This window comes from Seohaeicola nanhaiensis, assembly GCF_042654245.1.
In the GTDB taxonomy this organism is placed as follows: domain Bacteria; phylum Pseudomonadota; class Alphaproteobacteria; order Rhodobacterales; family Rhodobacteraceae; genus Seohaeicola_A; species Seohaeicola_A nanhaiensis.
Map to the genome: position 1 here is coordinate 45,257 of NZ_JBHSGI010000033.1, position 15,098 is coordinate 60,354.

15 protein-coding genes are annotated in these 15,098 nt (G+C 66.5%); 4 read left to right on the plus strand and 11 right to left on the minus strand.

The genetic code is table 11. The features are described 5' to 3' along the window. Positions 1-5 precede the first annotated feature (5 nt). The 10 genes from lpdA to mdh all read right to left on the minus strand — a co-directional run bounded on the left by lpdA (position 6) and on the right by mdh (position 11,890). Entirely contained in the window at positions 6-1,394 is a 1,389-nt protein-coding gene (gene lpdA / locus ACFO5X_RS21445) for a dihydrolipoyl dehydrogenase (RefSeq protein WP_380721186.1), read from the minus strand. A 92-nt stretch (positions 1,395-1,486) separates the two neighbouring features. Next, the gene (locus ACFO5X_RS21450; RefSeq protein ID WP_380721189.1) at positions 1,487-1,876 is read right to left on the minus strand and encodes an MAPEG family protein; all 390 of its coding nucleotides are present in this window, start codon (positions 1,874-1,876) and stop codon (positions 1,487-1,489) included. A 40-nt stretch (positions 1,877-1,916) separates the two neighbouring features. Then, entirely contained in the window at positions 1,917-2,156 is a 240-nt protein-coding gene (locus ACFO5X_RS21455; RefSeq protein ID WP_380721192.1) for a hypothetical protein, read from the minus strand. 75 nt (positions 2,157-2,231) lie between these two features. Next, on the minus strand, positions 2,232-3,746 hold the full coding sequence (gene odhB, locus ACFO5X_RS21460) for a 2-oxoglutarate dehydrogenase complex dihydrolipoyllysine-residue succinyltransferase (protein ID WP_380721195.1): 1,515 nt from the start codon (positions 3,744-3,746) through the stop codon (positions 2,232-2,234). After that, positions 3,743-6,703, minus strand: coding sequence for a 2-oxoglutarate dehydrogenase E1 component (locus tag ACFO5X_RS21465; RefSeq protein ID WP_380721198.1), 2,961 nt, complete (start codon positions 6,701-6,703; stop codon positions 3,743-3,745). The genes odhB and ACFO5X_RS21465 overlap by 4 nt, the downstream gene beginning before the upstream one ends. Before the next feature lie 144 nt (positions 6,704-6,847). Continuing rightward, a complete protein-coding gene (gene sucD, locus ACFO5X_RS21470) occupies positions 6,848-7,735 on the minus strand; it encodes a succinate--CoA ligase subunit alpha (protein ID WP_380721201.1) in 888 nt (295 codons plus the stop codon). 96 nt (positions 7,736-7,831) lie between these two features. Beyond that, positions 7,832-8,296 (minus strand): hypothetical protein, encoded by a 465-nt coding sequence (locus ACFO5X_RS21475; protein WP_380721204.1) that lies wholly within the window; start codon positions 8,294-8,296, stop codon positions 7,832-7,834. Then, on the minus strand, positions 8,293-9,486 hold the full coding sequence (gene sucC, locus ACFO5X_RS21480) for an ADP-forming succinate--CoA ligase subunit beta (RefSeq protein WP_380721207.1): 1,194 nt from the start codon (positions 9,484-9,486) through the stop codon (positions 8,293-8,295). Before sucC ends, ACFO5X_RS21475 begins: the two co-directional genes overlap by 4 nt. A gap of 172 nt (positions 9,487-9,658) precedes the next feature. Further along, positions 9,659-10,852: a hypothetical protein gene (locus tag ACFO5X_RS21485; protein ID WP_380721210.1), complete on the minus strand. Its 1,194-nt coding sequence runs from the start codon at positions 10,850-10,852 to the stop codon at positions 9,659-9,661. A gap of 75 nt (positions 10,853-10,927) precedes the next feature. Then, positions 10,928-11,890, minus strand: a complete 963-nt coding sequence (gene mdh / locus ACFO5X_RS21490; RefSeq protein WP_380721213.1) for a malate dehydrogenase — start codon at positions 11,888-11,890, stop codon at positions 10,928-10,930. Between the two features lie 171 nt (positions 11,891-12,061). Between mdh and ACFO5X_RS21495 the strand changes: the two genes are divergently transcribed. Further along, the gene (locus tag ACFO5X_RS21495; RefSeq protein WP_380721215.1) at positions 12,062-12,817 is read left to right on the plus strand and encodes a sulfite exporter TauE/SafE family protein; all 756 of its coding nucleotides are present in this window, start codon (positions 12,062-12,064) and stop codon (positions 12,815-12,817) included. A 12-nt stretch (positions 12,818-12,829) separates the two neighbouring features. Here ACFO5X_RS21495 and ACFO5X_RS21500 read toward each other — a convergent pair whose 3' ends face one another. Next, entirely contained in the window at positions 12,830-13,147 is a 318-nt protein-coding gene (locus ACFO5X_RS21500) for a hypothetical protein (RefSeq protein WP_380721218.1), read from the minus strand. A gap of 319 nt (positions 13,148-13,466) precedes the next feature. Between ACFO5X_RS21500 and ACFO5X_RS21505 the strand changes: the two genes are divergently transcribed. From ACFO5X_RS21505 to ACFO5X_RS21515, 3 genes are read left to right on the plus strand one after another with little or no spacing between them, the layout of a single operon-like run. Further along, on the plus strand, positions 13,467-14,324 hold the full coding sequence (locus tag ACFO5X_RS21505; RefSeq protein WP_380721221.1) for an HpcH/HpaI aldolase/citrate lyase family protein: 858 nt from the start codon (positions 13,467-13,469) through the stop codon (positions 14,322-14,324). Between the two features lie 6 nt (positions 14,325-14,330). Then, entirely contained in the window at positions 14,331-14,894 is a 564-nt protein-coding gene (locus ACFO5X_RS21510) for an NnrU family protein (RefSeq protein ID WP_380721224.1), read from the plus strand. After that, on the plus strand, positions 14,891-15,097 hold the full coding sequence (locus ACFO5X_RS21515) for a DUF1737 domain-containing protein (protein WP_380721227.1): 207 nt from the start codon (positions 14,891-14,893) through the stop codon (positions 15,095-15,097). Before ACFO5X_RS21510 ends, ACFO5X_RS21515 begins: the two co-directional genes overlap by 4 nt. The last annotated feature ends 1 nt before the right edge of the window (position 15,098 follow it).

Consider the following 15,098-nt stretch of genomic DNA (forward strand, 5'->3'; position numbering starts at 1 on the left):
GCGGATCAGGCGTGAATCGCCCCGTCGCCGCAGGCCAGCGCCGCCTCGCGCACCGCCTCGGAATAGGTTGGGTGGGCGTGGCAGGTCAGCGCCACATCCTCGGCCGAGGCGCCGAATTCCATCGCAACGCAGATTTCGTGGATCAGGTCGCCCGCGCCGGGGCCGATGATATGGCAGCCGAGCACGCGGTCGGTTTCGGCATCGGCGAGAATCTTGACGAAGCCTTCGGCCTGGAAGACCGCCTTGGCGCGGGCGTTGCCCATGAAGGGGAACTTGCCGACCTTGTATTTGACGCCATCGGCCTTGAGCGTCTCTTCGGTGGCGCCGACGTTGGCGACCTCGGGGGCGGTGTAGATCACGCCGGGGATGACGCCGTAGTTCACGTGGCCATGCTTGCCCGCGATCTGTTCGGCCGCGGCCATGCCTTCGTCCTCGGCCTTGTGGGCCAGCATCGGGCCTTCGATCACGTCGCCGATGGCGTAGATTCCCTTGACGCTGGTCTGCCAGTCCTTGCCGACGGCGATCTGGCCGCGTTTGGTCATCTCGAGCCCGAGCTTGTCGAGGCCGAGTCCGTCGGTGAAGGGCTTGCGCCCGGTGGCGACCAGCACGGTGTCGGCGTCGAGGACGTGTTCGCTGTCGTCCTTTTTCAGCTTGTAGGTCACCTTGGCCTTGCCGCGGCTGACCTCGGTCTTTTGCACCGCCGCGCCCATGACGAAGGAGAGGCCCTGCTTCTTGAGGATGCGCTGGAAGGTCTTCTGCACCTCGCCGTCCATGCCGGGGGTGATCGCGTCGAGATATTCGACGACGGTCACCTGCGCGCCGAGGCGGGCATAGACGCTGCCGAGTTCCAGGCCGATCACGCCGGCGCCGATGACGACCATGGTCTTCGGCACCTTGCCGAGCGTCAGCGCGCCGGTGGAGGTGACAACGGTTTTCTCGTCCACCTCGACCCCGGGCAGCGAGGCGGGTTCGGAGCCGGTGGCGATGACGATGGTTTTCGCCTCGTGCACCTCGTAGCCGACCTTGACCTTGCCGGCCTCGGGCACGGTGGCCCAGCCCTTGATCCAGTCGACCTTGTTCTTCTTGAACAGGAATTCGATGCCCTTGGTGTTCTGGCTGATGGTCTCGTCCTTGTAGGCGAGCATCTGCGGCCAGTCGACGCTGGGCGCCTTGCCCTTGAGGCCCATGGTGGCGAAGTTGTGTTCGGCCTCGTGCAGCATGTGGGAGGCATGCAGCAGCGCCTTGGACGGGATGCAGCCGACGTTCAGGCAGGTGCCGCCCAGCGTCTCGCGCCCTTCGACGCAGGCGGTCTTGAGGCCCAGCTGCGCGCAGCGGATCGCGCAGACATAGCCGCCGGGACCGGCGCCGATGATGATCACGTCATAGTTGGCCATGGGTCAGGTTCCTTTGTCTGGTCGGGGAGGGGGCGCCGCCCCCCGCCGCCCTGCGGGCGACTCCCCCGGAATATTTTTGAAGAGAAGAAGCATCAGGTCAGCGCCGCCAGAAGCATGAGGACCGTCGCCGCGAGGCCGACGGTCCAGACCGCGGAGCGCCAGGGCGAGAGGCCGAACAGATAGGCCGGAACGTAGAGCAGGCGCGCGGCGAGGTAAACCCAGGCGCAGGCGGCGGTGAGCGCGGTGGACTGGCCGCCGAGGGTGACGACGACGACGGCCAGGGTGAAGAGGATCAGCCCTTCGAAATGGTTGTTGAGCGCGCGCTGGGCGCGGCCGGCGTAGCCGGTGAGCTGGCGCGGTTCGTCGCGGGGCCCCAGCGCGTAGCGGCTGCCGACCTGGCGGTTGGCGAGGATCGAATAGAGCAGGAACTGGGCGACTTGCAGCAGGCCGGCCAGCGCCAGCGCGGTGAGTTCGGCGGTCATGGCGCGGGCCGGGGGCGCGGGAGGGTCATTGCGGGGCCCCTCACGCCGTCTTGAGGAACCGGGCGCGCGCGCCGCTGCCAAGCGCCGCTTCCTTGTCGAGCCAGGCCTGGGCGCGGGCGCGGTCGTTGACCTCGAACAGGCAGGTGATGGCGCTGGCGTCATCGGCGCCGCGCCACATCTGGAGCAGGGTCAGCCCGGCGTTCGAGCGGTTTTCGGCATCGGCGTCGAAGGCGGATTGCCAGTCGGCGCCGGTGGCGGTGAAGTCGATGAGCAGTTGCATGGTTTTGGTCCTCCGGTTCGGCGGGACAGGCCCCGCCCTACGCATATGTAGGGCGGGTTCTTCCCGCCGCCCGTTTCAGAGATCCATCAGCAGACGGCGCGGGTCTTCCAGCGCTTCCTTGACGCGGACGAGGAAGGTGACCGCGCCCTTGCCGTCGACGATGCGGTGGTCGTAGCTGAGGGCGAGATACATCATCGGGCGGATGACGATCTGGCCGCCGACGACGACGGGGCGGTCCTGGATCTTGTGCATGCCGAGGATGCCCGACTGCGGCGGGTTCAGGATCGGCGAGGACATCAGCGAGCCGTAGACGCCGCCGTTGGAGATGGTGAAGGTGCCGCCCTGCATCTCGGCCATCGAGAGCTTGCCGTCGCGGGCGCGGGCGCCCTTTTCGGCGATGGCCTTCTCGATGTCGGCAAAGCTCATCCGGTCGGCGTCGCGCACCACGGGGACGACGAGGCCGGTGGGCGTGCCGGTGGCGATGCCCATGTGCACGAAGTTCTTGTAGACGATGTCGGTGCCGTCGATTTCGGCGTTGACCTCGGGCACTTCCTGCAGGGCGTGGCAGCAGGCCTTGGTGAAGAAGGACATGAAGCCGAGCTTCACGCCGTGCTTCTTCTCGAACAGCTCCTTGTATTCGTTGCGCAGGTCCATGATCGCCTTCATGTCCACCTCGTTGTAGGTGGTCAGCATGGCGGCCGAGTTCTGCGCGTCCTTGAGGCGGCGGGCGATGGTCTGACGCAGCCGGGTCATCTTGACCCGTTCCTCGCGCGCGGCGTCATCGGCGGCGACGGGGGCGCGCGGCATCGCGGGCGCCTCGGCCTGGGTCGGGGCGGCGCGGGTGGCGGCGATCGCGGACTTGACGTCTTCCTTCATGATCCGCCCGTCGCGGCCGGTGCCGGTGACCTGATCGGCGGAAAGGCCGGCCTCGGCCATGGCCTTCTTGGCCGACGGCGCATCCTCGCCCGCCTTCTGGGCCGGAGCCGCGGCGGGTGCCTCGGCCGGGGCGGAGGCGGCGGCGGCGGCGCCGGCCTCGCCCGAGATCACGGCGAGCTTGCCATTGGCCTGCACCGTGCTGCCCTCGGCGGCGACGATTTCAGCCAGGACGCCGGCGGCGGGGCTGGGGACCTCGACGCTGACCTTGTCGGTTTCGAGTTCGCAGAGCATCTCGTCCTGGGCGACGCTGTCGCCGACCTTCTTGAACCAGGTGGCGACGGTCGCCTCGGTCACGGATTCACCAAGCGTGGGGACCATGACATCGACCTTGCCGCCGGAACCGCCCTTGCCGGCCGGCTTGTCGGCCTTGGGCGCCTCGGCCTTGGGGGCCTCGGATTTGGCGGCGGGTTTTTCGCCCGAGGCGGAAATGGTGGCCAGCAGGGCGTTGACGCCGACGGTCTCGCCTTCCTTGGCGACGATCTCGCCCATCACCCCGGCGGCGGGGCTGGGCACCTCGACCGTGACCTTGTCGGTCTCGAGCTCGCAGAGCATCTCGTCGACCGCGACGGCGTCTCCCGGTTTCTTGAACCAGGTGGCGACGGTGGCTTCGGTGACGGATTCGCCCAGCGTGGGCACACGGACTTCGGTGGTCATGCGTTGGTTCCTTCAATGGTCAGCGCTTCGTCGACGAGCGCCGCTTGCTGGGTCTTGTGCTGGCTCGCGAGGCCGGTGGCCGGGCTGGCCGAGGTCGCGCGGCCGACGTAGCGGGGGCGTTGCGACGTGGCGCCGATGCGGTTCAGCACCCATTCGATATTGGGTTCGATGAAGCTCCACGCGCCCTGGTTCTTGGGCTCTTCCTGGCACCAGACCATGTCTGCGCCCTTGAAGCGTTCCAGTTCCTTCACGAGGCTGATGGCCGGGAAGGGATAGAACTGTTCGATGCGCAGCAGGTAGACGTCGTCGATGCCGCGGGCGTCGCGTTCCTCGAGCAGGTCGAAGTAGACCTTGCCCGAGCACATCACCACGCGGCGGATCTTGTCGTCGGCCTTGAGCTTGGTGTCCGAATTGCCCTTCTGCGCGTCGTCCCAGAGGACGCGGTGGAAGCTGGAGCCGGTGGTGAAATCCTCTGTCTCGGAAATTGCCAGCTTGTGGCGCAGCAGCGACTTGGGCGTCATCAGGATGAGCGGCTTGCGGAAGCTGCGGTGGATCTGGCGACGCAAGATGTGGAAGTAGTTGGCCGGAGTCGTGCAGTTGGCGACGATCCAGTTGTCCTGGCCGCACATTTGCAGGAAGCGTTCGAGCCGGGCGGAGGAGTGTTCCGGGCCCTGGCCTTCGTAGCCATGGGGCAGCAGGCAGACGAGGCCCGACATGCGCAGCCACTTGCTTTCGCCCGAGCTGATGAACTGGTCGAACATGATCTGCGCGCCGTTGGCGAAATCGCCGAACTGTGCCTCCCACATCACCAGCGCGTTGGGTTCGGCCAGCGAATAGCCGTATTCGAAGCCGAGCACCGCGTATTCCGAGAGCATCGAGTCGATGACCTCGTAATGGGCCTGGCCGTCGCGGACGTGGTTCAGCGGGTAGTAGCGTTCTTCGGTGTCCTGGTTGATCAGGCCCGAGTGGCGCTGGCTGAAGGTGCCACGGGTGGCGTCCTGGCCGGCGAGGCGGACGCGGTAGCCTTCGGTCAGGAGCGAGCCGAAGGCCAGCGCCTCGCCCGTGGCCCAATCGAACCCCTTGCCGGTCGAGAACATCTCTTTCTTGGTCTCGAGCAGGCGTTCCACCGTCTTGTGCAGCGGGAAGCCCTCGGGCGCGCGGGTCAGCGCCTGGCCGATTTCCTTCAACGTCTTCTTGGTGATCGCGGTTTCGCCGCGGACGTATTCTTCCTTGTTCTTGTCCAGATGCTTCCAGCGCCCGTCCAGCCAGTCGGCCTTGTTGGGGCGATAGTCCTTGGCGGCCTCGAATTCCTCGTTCAGGCGGGCCTGGAAGGCGGCCTTCATGTCCTCGATCTCGCCCTCGGGGATCAGGCCGTCTTTCACCAGCCGGTCGGTGTAGAGGCTGAGGGTCGTCTTGTGGCCCTTGATCCGCTTATACATGATCGGGTTGGTGAACATCGGCTCGTCGCCTTCGTTGTGACCGAAGCGGCGATAGCAGAAGATGTCGATGACCACGTCCTTGTGGAACTTCTGGCGGAATTCGGTCGCCACCTTGGCGGCGTGGACCACGGCCTCGGGGTCGTCGCCGTTGACGTGGAAGATCGGCGCCTCGACCATGAGGGCGATGTCGGTCGGATAGGGCGAGCTGCGCGAGAAGTGCGGCGCGGTGGTGAAGCCGATCTGGTTGTTGACGATCAGGTGCATCGTCCCGCCGGTGCGGTGGCCGCGCAGGCCGGAGAGGCCGAAGCCCTCGGCCACGACGCCCTGGCCGGCAAAGGCGGCGTCGCCGTGCAGCAGGATCGGCAGAACCCGGGTGCGGTCGCTGTCGTTCAGCTGGTCCTGCTTGGCGCGGGCCTTGCCCAGCACCACGGGGTTCACTGCCTCGAGGTGGCTCGGGTTGGCGGTCAGCGAGAGGTGCACCTTGTTGCCGTCGAATTCACGGTCCGAGGAGGCGCCGAGGTGGTATTTCACGTCGCCCGATCCGTCGACGTCCTCGGGCTTGGAACTGCCGCCCTGGAATTCGTTGAAGATGGCGCGATAGGGCTTCTGCATCACGTTGGCCAGCACGCTGAGCCGGCCGCGGTGGGGCATCCCGATGATGATTTCCTGCACCCCCAGCGCGCCGCCGCGCTTGATGATCTGCTCCATCGCGGGAATCAGCGCCTCGCCCCCGTCGAGACCGAAGCGCTTGGTGCCCATGAACTTCACATGGCAGAACTTTTCGAAGCCCTCTGCCTCAACCATCTTGTTCAGGATCGCCTTGCGGCCCTCGCGGGTGAAGGTGATTTCCTTGTCGAATCCTTCGATACGCTCTTTCAGCCAGCCGGCCTGTTCGGGGTCGGAGATATGCATGTATTGCAGCGCGAAGGTGCCGCAGTAGGTGCGTTTCACGATCTCGACGATCTGGCGCATCGAGGCGACCTGGAGGCCCAGGACGTTGTCGATGAAGATCGGCCGGTCCATGTCGGCCTCGGTGAAGCCGTAGGATTTCGGGTCGAGCTCGGGGTGGGGGTTCTGGTCGCGCATCCCCAGCGGGTCGAGGTCGGCGACGAGGTGGCCACGGATGCGATAGGCGCGGATCAGCATGAGCGCGCGCACGGAATCGAGCACCGCGCGCTTGATCTGCGCATCGGAGACAACCGCGCCGGCGTCGGCGGCCTTGGCCGCGATCTTCTTGCCCGCGGCCTTCGCCTCGGTCGGCGCCCATTCCCCGGTGAGCGCGGCGGTGAGGTCGTCGTTCGGCACCGGCGGCCAGTCGGGGCGGGCCCAGGAGGGGCCCTGCGCCTCGGCCTGCACGTCCGTCCCGGCATCGCCCAGCGCGCGGAAGAACTCGGCCCAGGCGGCGTCCACCGCGCTCGGGTCGCCGGCATATTGGGCGTAGAGCTGCTCCAGATATTCGGCATTCGCCCCCTGCATGAAGGAGGAGGCGTGGAATTGGGCGTTGTTCTGTTCGGTCATGGGGTCACCTCTTGGGGGTTGGGACCGTTCGGGTTGGACAGAGGGGTGGAGGGGGAAGGGCGCGGCCGCGCACGCAGGACGATCCGGCCGGGCCCAAGGGCCCTGTGCCGTCCGATCGTCCCGCGCGCTGCGATGGCATCCGGCTTACCCCAGGTCGATGGCCTTGAGCACGGCCTCGCCGAGGCCCGCCGGGCTGTCGGCGACCACGATGCCGGCCGACTTCATGGCTTCGATCTTGCTCTCGGCGTCGCCCTTGCCGCCGGCGACGATGGCGCCCGCGTGGCCCATGCGACGGCCCGGAGGGGCGGTGCGGCCGGCGATGAAACCGGCGGTCGGCTTCCAGCGGCCCTTCTTGCGCTCGTCGGCCAGGAACTGCGCGGCTTCCTCTTCGGCCGAACCGCCGATTTCGCCGATCATGATGATCGACTGGGTTTCGGGGTCGGCCAGGAACATCTCCAGCACGTCGATGTGTTCGGTGCCCTTGATCGGGTCGCCGCCGATGCCGACGGCCGAGGACTGGCCGAGGCCCGCGTCCGAGGTCTGCTTGACCGCCTCATAGGTCAGGGTACCCGAGCGGGACACGACGCCGACCGAGCCGCGCTTGTGGATGTGTCCGGGCATGATGCCGATCTTGCAGGCGCCGGGCGTGATGACGCCGGGGCAGTTCGGCCCGATGAGGCGCGACTTGGAGGTCTGCAGCGCGGCCTTGACCTTCATCATGTCGAGCACCGGGATGCCCTCGGTGATGCAGATGATCAGCGGCATCTCGGCGTCGATGGCTTCCAGGATGGAATCCGCGGCGAACGGCGGCGGCACGTAGATCACGCTGGCGTTCGCGCCGGTGACATCCATCGCCTCGTGGACCGAGTTGTAGACCGGCAGGTCGAGGTGGGTTGTGCCGCCCTTTCCGGGTGTCACGCCGCCGACCATCTTGGTGCCATAGGCGATGGCCTGTTCGGTGTGGAAGGTCCCCTGGCTGCCGGTGATGCCCTGGCAGATGACCTTGGTGTTTTCGTTGACGAGTACGGCCATTTCGGCTCCTTCGGTTTTCACTGCTGCGTCACCGGGGTGACGAATTTTTGTTTTGGCACCGGCGTCTTAGGTCAGCCGGCGATGATTGGTTGACCGCTAACGCTTCGTGATCGAGACATCGACAAAGTTGGTCAAAAGCGGGTTGATTTTAATGATCGCAGGTTGGCCATTGATCGTCACCTCGATTGAAGTTCTGCGGCCCTTGCGGCTCGCGTGGCTGACTGATTTCCCAGATTTCGCCAGTGCTCGTAACACGGACTCGCCCGCATCTACCGGGTCGAGACCATATGCGAAGATACCACAGGGACGACCTTCTGACTTCTGCACACGCCCATGGAGGACGTGCGACCCCCAAGTGCCATCCTTTTGCGCCTGCATTCCCACCGCGGCAAAAGCGCGGGGAATTTCAGCGTAGTTCGGAAAAGCGGCAACGCACGTGTCCATGAAGGCCGATACCAATGTCGACATATCCGCACCGTCACTGGCCGCAGTCCGCTCAGCAGCGGACAGCGTTGCTGCTCCACTGAGCGCCGTTGCCAATGTCAGTGCGGTCAGTCTCACCCCTTGACCGCCTTGACGATCTTCTCGGCCCCGTCCGACAGGTTGTCGGCGGCGATGACGTTGAGGCCGGAGGTGGCGATGATCTCCTTGCCCTTCTCGACGTTGGTGCCTTCGAGGCGGACGACCAGAGGGACCTTGAGGCCGACTTCCTTGACCGCGGCGATCACGCCTTCGGCGATGACGTCGCAGCGCATGATGCCGCCGAAGATGTTGACCAGGATGCCGTTCACGTTCGGGTCGGACGTGATGATCTTGAACGCCTCGGTCACCTTCTCTTTGGTGGCGCCGCCGCCGACGTCGAGGAAGTTGGCGGGTTCGGCGCCGTAGAGCTTGATGATGTCCATCGTCGCCATCGCGAGGCCCGCGCCGTTGACCATGCAGCCGATCTCGCCATCGAGCGCGATGTAGTTCAGGTCATACTTGGAGGCTTCGAGTTCCTTCGGATCCTCTTCGGTGGTGTCGCGCAGCTCGGCGATGTCGGCGTGGCGATACATCGCGTTGCCGTCGAAGCTGACCTTGGCGTCGAGCACCTTGAGATCGCCGCCGTCGGTGACGATCAGCGGGTTGATCTCGAGCATCTCCATGTCTTTTTCCAGGAAGGCCTTGTAGAGCAGACCCATCAGCGTGACGCACTGCTTGACCTGCTTGCCGTCGAGGCCCAGCGAAAAGGCGATGCGGCGGCCGTGGAAGGGCTGGTAGCCGGTGGCCGGATCGACCGAGAAGGACAGGATTTTCTCGGGGGTCGAATGGGCCACGTCCTCGATATCCATGCCGCCCTCGGTGGAGGCGACGAAGGAGACGCGGCTGGTCTGGCGGTCAACGAGGAGGGCGAGGTAGAGTTCGCGTTCGATCCCCGAGCCGTCCTCGATGTAGATGCGGTTGACCTGCTTGCCGGCCGGGCCGGTCTGCTTGGTCACCAGGGTGCGGCCGAGCATCTTCTTGGCCTCTTCGGCGGCTTCCTCGACGGAGCGGGCCAGGCGCACGCCGCCCTTCTCGCCGGCGTCGGCCTCCTTGAAGGTGCCCTTGCCGCGGCCACCGGCGTGAATCTGCGCCTTGACCACCCAGAGCGGCCCGTCGAGCGCACCTGCGGCCGTCTTGGCCTCTTCCGCCTTCAGCACAACGCGGCCGTCCGAAACCGGAGCGCCGTAGCTGCGCAGAAGCGCTTTCGCCTGATATTCGTGGATGTTCATGAATTTTGGTCCCGTCGCAGTTGCGTTCGCCAGGGCTATAGCCACCCCGTTGACCGCTGGTTAAAGCAAAAAATGTCGAAAGTCAGGCGTTGCGCCAGAAAAACCCGGTTTTGTGATCACGGCCAGAAATGGTGTGATCACAAAGCCCGGAATTTGGCGGAATCGCGCCATCTCAGTTGAGCAGGAGCACATACAGCATTGATTCGCCGCGCATCAGAGAGGTGAACTCGCGCCAGTTCCAAGCGTTGGCGCGGGTGCCGCGTTCGGCGTAGGGGAGCAGGTCCTTGCCCTGGGCCCAGCCGACCAGATCGACCGGGATCGGCTCTTCCAGCAGCTTCTTCAGGTTGAGGCCCGCGCCACTTTTAAGGCGCCAGTAGGGAATCAGCTTGCGCCCTTCGAGCAGGTCTTCGGCGTCGGCCAGAACGGCCTGCCAGGCGGTCGCCACTTCGGCCGGGAGCGCGATGCCGAGCGCCGAGGTCTGGCGGGCGTTCGGGATCCATTCGGATTCGTTGTCGGTCTCGGCGTCGAGCCGGGCCCAGAACAGCCGGTTCAGGCGGATGGTTTCCAGCGCGTGGGCGCGGGTGGCGCGGGTGTGGTCGGCCTTGGGTTCCTGCCGCAGGGCGAGGAGCAGCGCGGCGACGGCGTCGACCTCATCCTCGAACATATAGGCCAGCGCGTTGACCGGGGGCGCGTCGCCCGCCACCTCCTGCATCGCCCTGGCAGCCTGGCCGACCTCGGCCACCGCGTCGCCGGGCGGGTAGGCCAGCACCAGTTCGGCGGCGGTGGAGAGCATGTGGGTATAGGCGTTGAGCCAGGCCGCGTCGGCGGTGTCGAAGCGGATGACGGGCGCGGCGGTCTGGTCGTTGTTGAAGCGGCGGGGCAGGACGGTGCCGGCGGCGATCTCGATCACGCCCTCGCCGGTGTCGCGCGCGCCGTTCATGTTCACGTCGAACCAGAGGTCGGCGAGATCGATGCGCAGGGCCACGGCGTCGCTGTCGGTGATGGTGTCGAGCGGGGTGCCGGCGGCTTCCATCCGGGCCAGCAGGTCGGCGGCGAGGGTTTCGACGAAATGCGGGTCGAAGGGTTCGGGTGTCGGGTTTTCGGCGACGGGCAGGCGCAGCACGGGCAGGTCCATGGTGCGGCCCGAGAGGCCGAGGCGCCAACGCAGTTGCAGCGCGGCCTCGATGGCGCCGAGGAAGCGGACGCCGCCGAGGGCGAAGCGCTGGGTGGCATCGGGCGCGGGCAAAGCAGCGAGGTCGGCCTCGACGGCGGCCAGGCCGCGGGAGGCGATGCTGGCCGAGATATCGTCCTGGGCCTGCGCCAGGCCGGGCAGCAGCAGGGCGATCATGCAGAGCAGACGGGTCATTCGGTCCTCCGGAAACGAAACAGGGCGCCCGTGGGGGGCGCCCTGCAATCCTAACCGGTTATGCCGGTGCGGTCATCAGGCCAGGGAGGAATCGATGCCCTTGCAGGCCTCGACAAGACCCTTCACCGCGTTGACCGAATGGTCGAACATCGCCTGTTCGTCCTTGGAGAGCTTGATGTCGATGACCTTTTCGACACCGCCGGCGCCGATCACGGTTGGCACGCCGACATACATGCCCTTGAGGCCCAGGGCGCCGTCGACATAGGCCGCACAGGGCAGGACGCGCTTCTGGTCCTTGAGATAGGCCTCGGCCATCTCGATCGCGCTGGTGGCGGGGGCGTAGAAGGCCGAGCCGGTCTTGAGCAGGCCGACGATCTCGGCGCCGCCGTCGCGGGTGCGCTGGATGATCGCGTCGAGCTTGTCCTGTGTGGTCCAGCCCATGCTGACCAAGTCGGGCAGCGGGATGCCGCCGACGGTGGAGTAGCGCGCAAGCGGCACCATCGTGTCGCCGTGGCCGCCGAGCACGAAGGCGGTGACGTCGCGCATCGAAACGCCGAATTCGACGGCGAGGAAGTGGCGGAAGCGGGCCGAGTCGAGCACGCCGGCCATGCCGCAGACCTTTTCGTGCGGCAGGCCCGAGAATTCGCGCAGCGCCCAGACCATCGCGTCGAGCGGGTTGGTGATGCAGATGACGAAGGCGTCGGGCGCGTGATCGCGGATGCCCTCGCCCACCGACTTCATGACCTTGAGGTTGATGCCCAGCAGGTCGTCCCGGCTCATCCCCGGCTTGCGCGGCACGCCGGCGGTGACGATGCAGACATCCGCGCCGGCGATGTCGGCGTAGGAGTTGGTGCCCTTGAGCACGGCGTCGAAGCCTTCCGCAGGGCCGGACTCGGCGATGTCGAGCGCCTTGCCCTGGGGGGTGCCTTCGGCGATGTCGAAGAGAACGACGTCGCCGAGTTCCTTGATCGCTGCGAGGTGCGCGAGCGTTCCGCCGATCTGTCCGGCGCCGATCAGGGCAATTTTGGGTCTGGCCATGGAATTTTCTCCGTCCCGATGAAATCCGCGCGTTGCGTAGATCGTTCCGACCCGGTGTGCAAGGGCGGGGTGCAGGCTTCTGCGGTGCAGCATAGGTCTGCACAGTCTCTGTCGCAAGTGCTGCAACTTCGTTAATGCTGCCCGAGGAAAATTCAAAAGCGGGGCGCGCGGGTGCTGGAACTGACCTGGAGCTTTTTTGCCGTCGCGGGCCCGGCGGTGGTTTTCGCGGGCATGTCCAAGGGTGGTTTCGGTGGCGGGGCGGGGTTTGTCGCCTCGCTGATTCTGGCGCTGCTTGTGGCGCCGGGGCTGGCGCTGGGCATCATGCTGCCGCTGCTGATGCTGATGGATCTGGCGACCATGCGGGCCTATTGGCGCAAGTGGAACAGCGGGGCGGCCCTGCTGCTGATCCTGGGCGCGCTGCCCGGGCTGGCGCTGGGAGGGTGGCTGTATCGCGTCGCCTCGCCCGATCTGTTCAAGCTGCTTATCGGAGTGATCGCCCTGGCCTTCGTGGCCTGGCAGGGAGCGCGCAAATACGGGCTGGTCCGCCCCGCGGCGCGGCCGATGCCGGCCTGGGGCGGGGCGATTGCAGGGGCCTTCGCGGGATTCACCAGCTTTGTGAGCCACGCGGGCGGACCGCCGGTGGCGATCTATCTTCTGTCGCGGCGGCTGCCCAAGACAGAGTTCCAGGCGACCACGGTGCTGGTGTTCTGGATCATAAATATCGTGAAGTTTCCGCCGTACCTTTATCTCGGGCTTTTCACCGCCGAGACGGCGAAGGCCAACCTGCTGCTGGCGCCCTTCGCCCTGCTCGGGGTCTGGCTGGGGGTGGTGGCCCATCGGCGGGTGCCGGAGCGGCTGTTCTTCGCGATCACCTATGTGCTGCTGACGCTGACCGGGACCAAGCTGATCTGGGACGCGCTGAGCTGAGCGCGCCCCGGTTCAGGCGTCGTTGCCCTTGGGCGGCGGACCTTCGGCCAGCGCCTCGAAGGACTGGCCCGAGGCGACGAGGCAGGTCAGCCCGGCGGGGGTGGTGACGGTGATCGTCCAGGTGCCGGTGTCGGTGGAAGCGAAGACCTCGACCACGGCGCCCTGGGCGCCGATGCCGATGCTCTGGCGCGACTCGCCATAGCCGTCGGCCAGGCGTTCGACCACGACGTCGCGCGGCGCGCAGTTTTGGGTCTGCTGGGCGCTGGACGGTGCGGCGGTCAGGGCCAGCAGGGTCAGCGCGATCGTGCTGTGGAACAGTGCTGTTTTCATGGGTCATACCCTTTTGCGAGGCTGTCCGCCCGGTCAGGCCCGCCGGAAACCCGGTGCGCCAGGGGACAGGCCGATGTTCACTCACGTCGAATCCGCTGTCCGTTTGCCCGCTGGCCTGAGCGGGCCGGCCCTTGAAGGTGGATACGGCGCGCCAAGCTTGCCCCTGCCATGCTGAGGAACGGTTAACGCCGCGCGCGACGCCGCGAATTTTATCCACTATCCGGTCTTGCAGGCGCGGGACGATTGCGACCATGCTGCGGCGCGGCGGATTCGGGGCAGGGCCCCGCCCGCCGGACGTCGCACAATCTGAGGAGCCCCGATGGACCCCCGCACCCGCCCCTGCCGTTCCGTTCTGTATATCCCCGGCTCGAAAGAGCGCGCGCTTGAGAAGGCCCGCAGCCTGGCCGCCGATGCGATCATCTTCGATCTGGAAGACGCGGTGACGCCCGAGGAGAAGGTGAATGCGCGGGCGACGCTGAAGGCCGAGCTGGAGAAGGGCGGGTTTGGCAACCGGCTGCGGATCGTGCGGATCAACGGGTTCGACACCGAATGGGGCCGCGACGATGCCGAGGCCGTGGCGGGGATGTCCGCCGACGCGGTGTTGCTGCCCAAGGTGGGGGGAACCGCCGATCTGGACGCGCTGGCCGAGATCACCGGCGATCTGCCGATCTGGGCGATGATGGAGACGCCTCGGGGGATGCTGAACGCCGCCGCCATCGCGGCGCATCCGATGCTGCAGGGCATGGTCATGGGCACCAACGACCTGGCCAAGGAACTGCAGACCCGGTTCCGCGCCGACCGCGAGCCGATGCTGACCGCGCTGGGCCTGTGCCTGCTGGCCGCCAAGGCCGAGGGGCGGGTCATCGTGGACGGGGTGTATAACGCGTATCTCGATGAAGAGGGCCTGAAGGCCGAGTGCGATCAGGGCCGCGACATGGGGTTCGACGGCAAGACGCTGATCCATCCGGCGCAGATCGCCGTAGCCAATGCGGCCTATTCGCCGTCCGAGGCCGAGGTCGATCTGGCCCGCCGCCAGATCGCCGCCTATGAGGAAACCCGCGCCTCGGGGCAGGGGGTTGCGGTGGTGGATGGACGCATCGTCGAAAACCTTCATGTTGCCACGGCCCGTGAAGTGCTGGCAAAAGCGGAGGCAATCGAGGCGATGCAAGCGGGGTAGGCCAGCATGGGGTTCGCACTTCTGATCATCGGGATCGCGCTCTGGTGGGGCGCGCATCTGTTCAAACGGCTGGCGCCGGCGCGCCGGGCCGCGATGGGCGACAAGGGGCGCGGGCCCGTGGCGCTGGCGCTGCTGGTGGCGCTGGTGTTGATCGTGCTGGGCTATCGCTGGGCCGATCTGATCCACCTGTGGTTCCCGCCGACCTGGCTGTGGCACGTCAACAACCTGCTGATGCTGCTTGCGGTCTGGACCTTCGGATCGAGCCAGATCCGGGGCGGCAAGGTCTGGCCAGCGACGAAGATCCGGCATCCGCAGCTGACTTCGGTCAAGATCTGGGCGGTGGCGCACCTGCTGGTGAACGGCGATCTGGCCTCGGTCGTGCTGTTCGGGGCGATGCTGGCCTGGGCGGTGGTCGAGGTGATCGCCATTAACCGCGCCGAACCGGTCTGGACGCCGCCACCGCCGGCGCCTGCGCGCAAGATCGTCGTGCTGGCGGTGATCACGGTGGTGGTCTATGCGCTGGTTGTCGGCATCCACATCTGGCTTGGAGTGAAACCTTTCCCGTCATGACCACGATCTATCGCCTGCTGACCGAGGACGATACCTCGGCCTTTTGCCACAAGGTGTCGGACGCCCTGTCGAAGGGGTGGACGCTGTATGGCACGCCGACCTATGCCTTCGATGCCGCGCGGGGCGTGATGCGCTGCGGGCAGGCGGTGACCAAGGATATCGACGCGCCCTACAGCCCCGAGATGAAACTGGGACAGCAGTAGA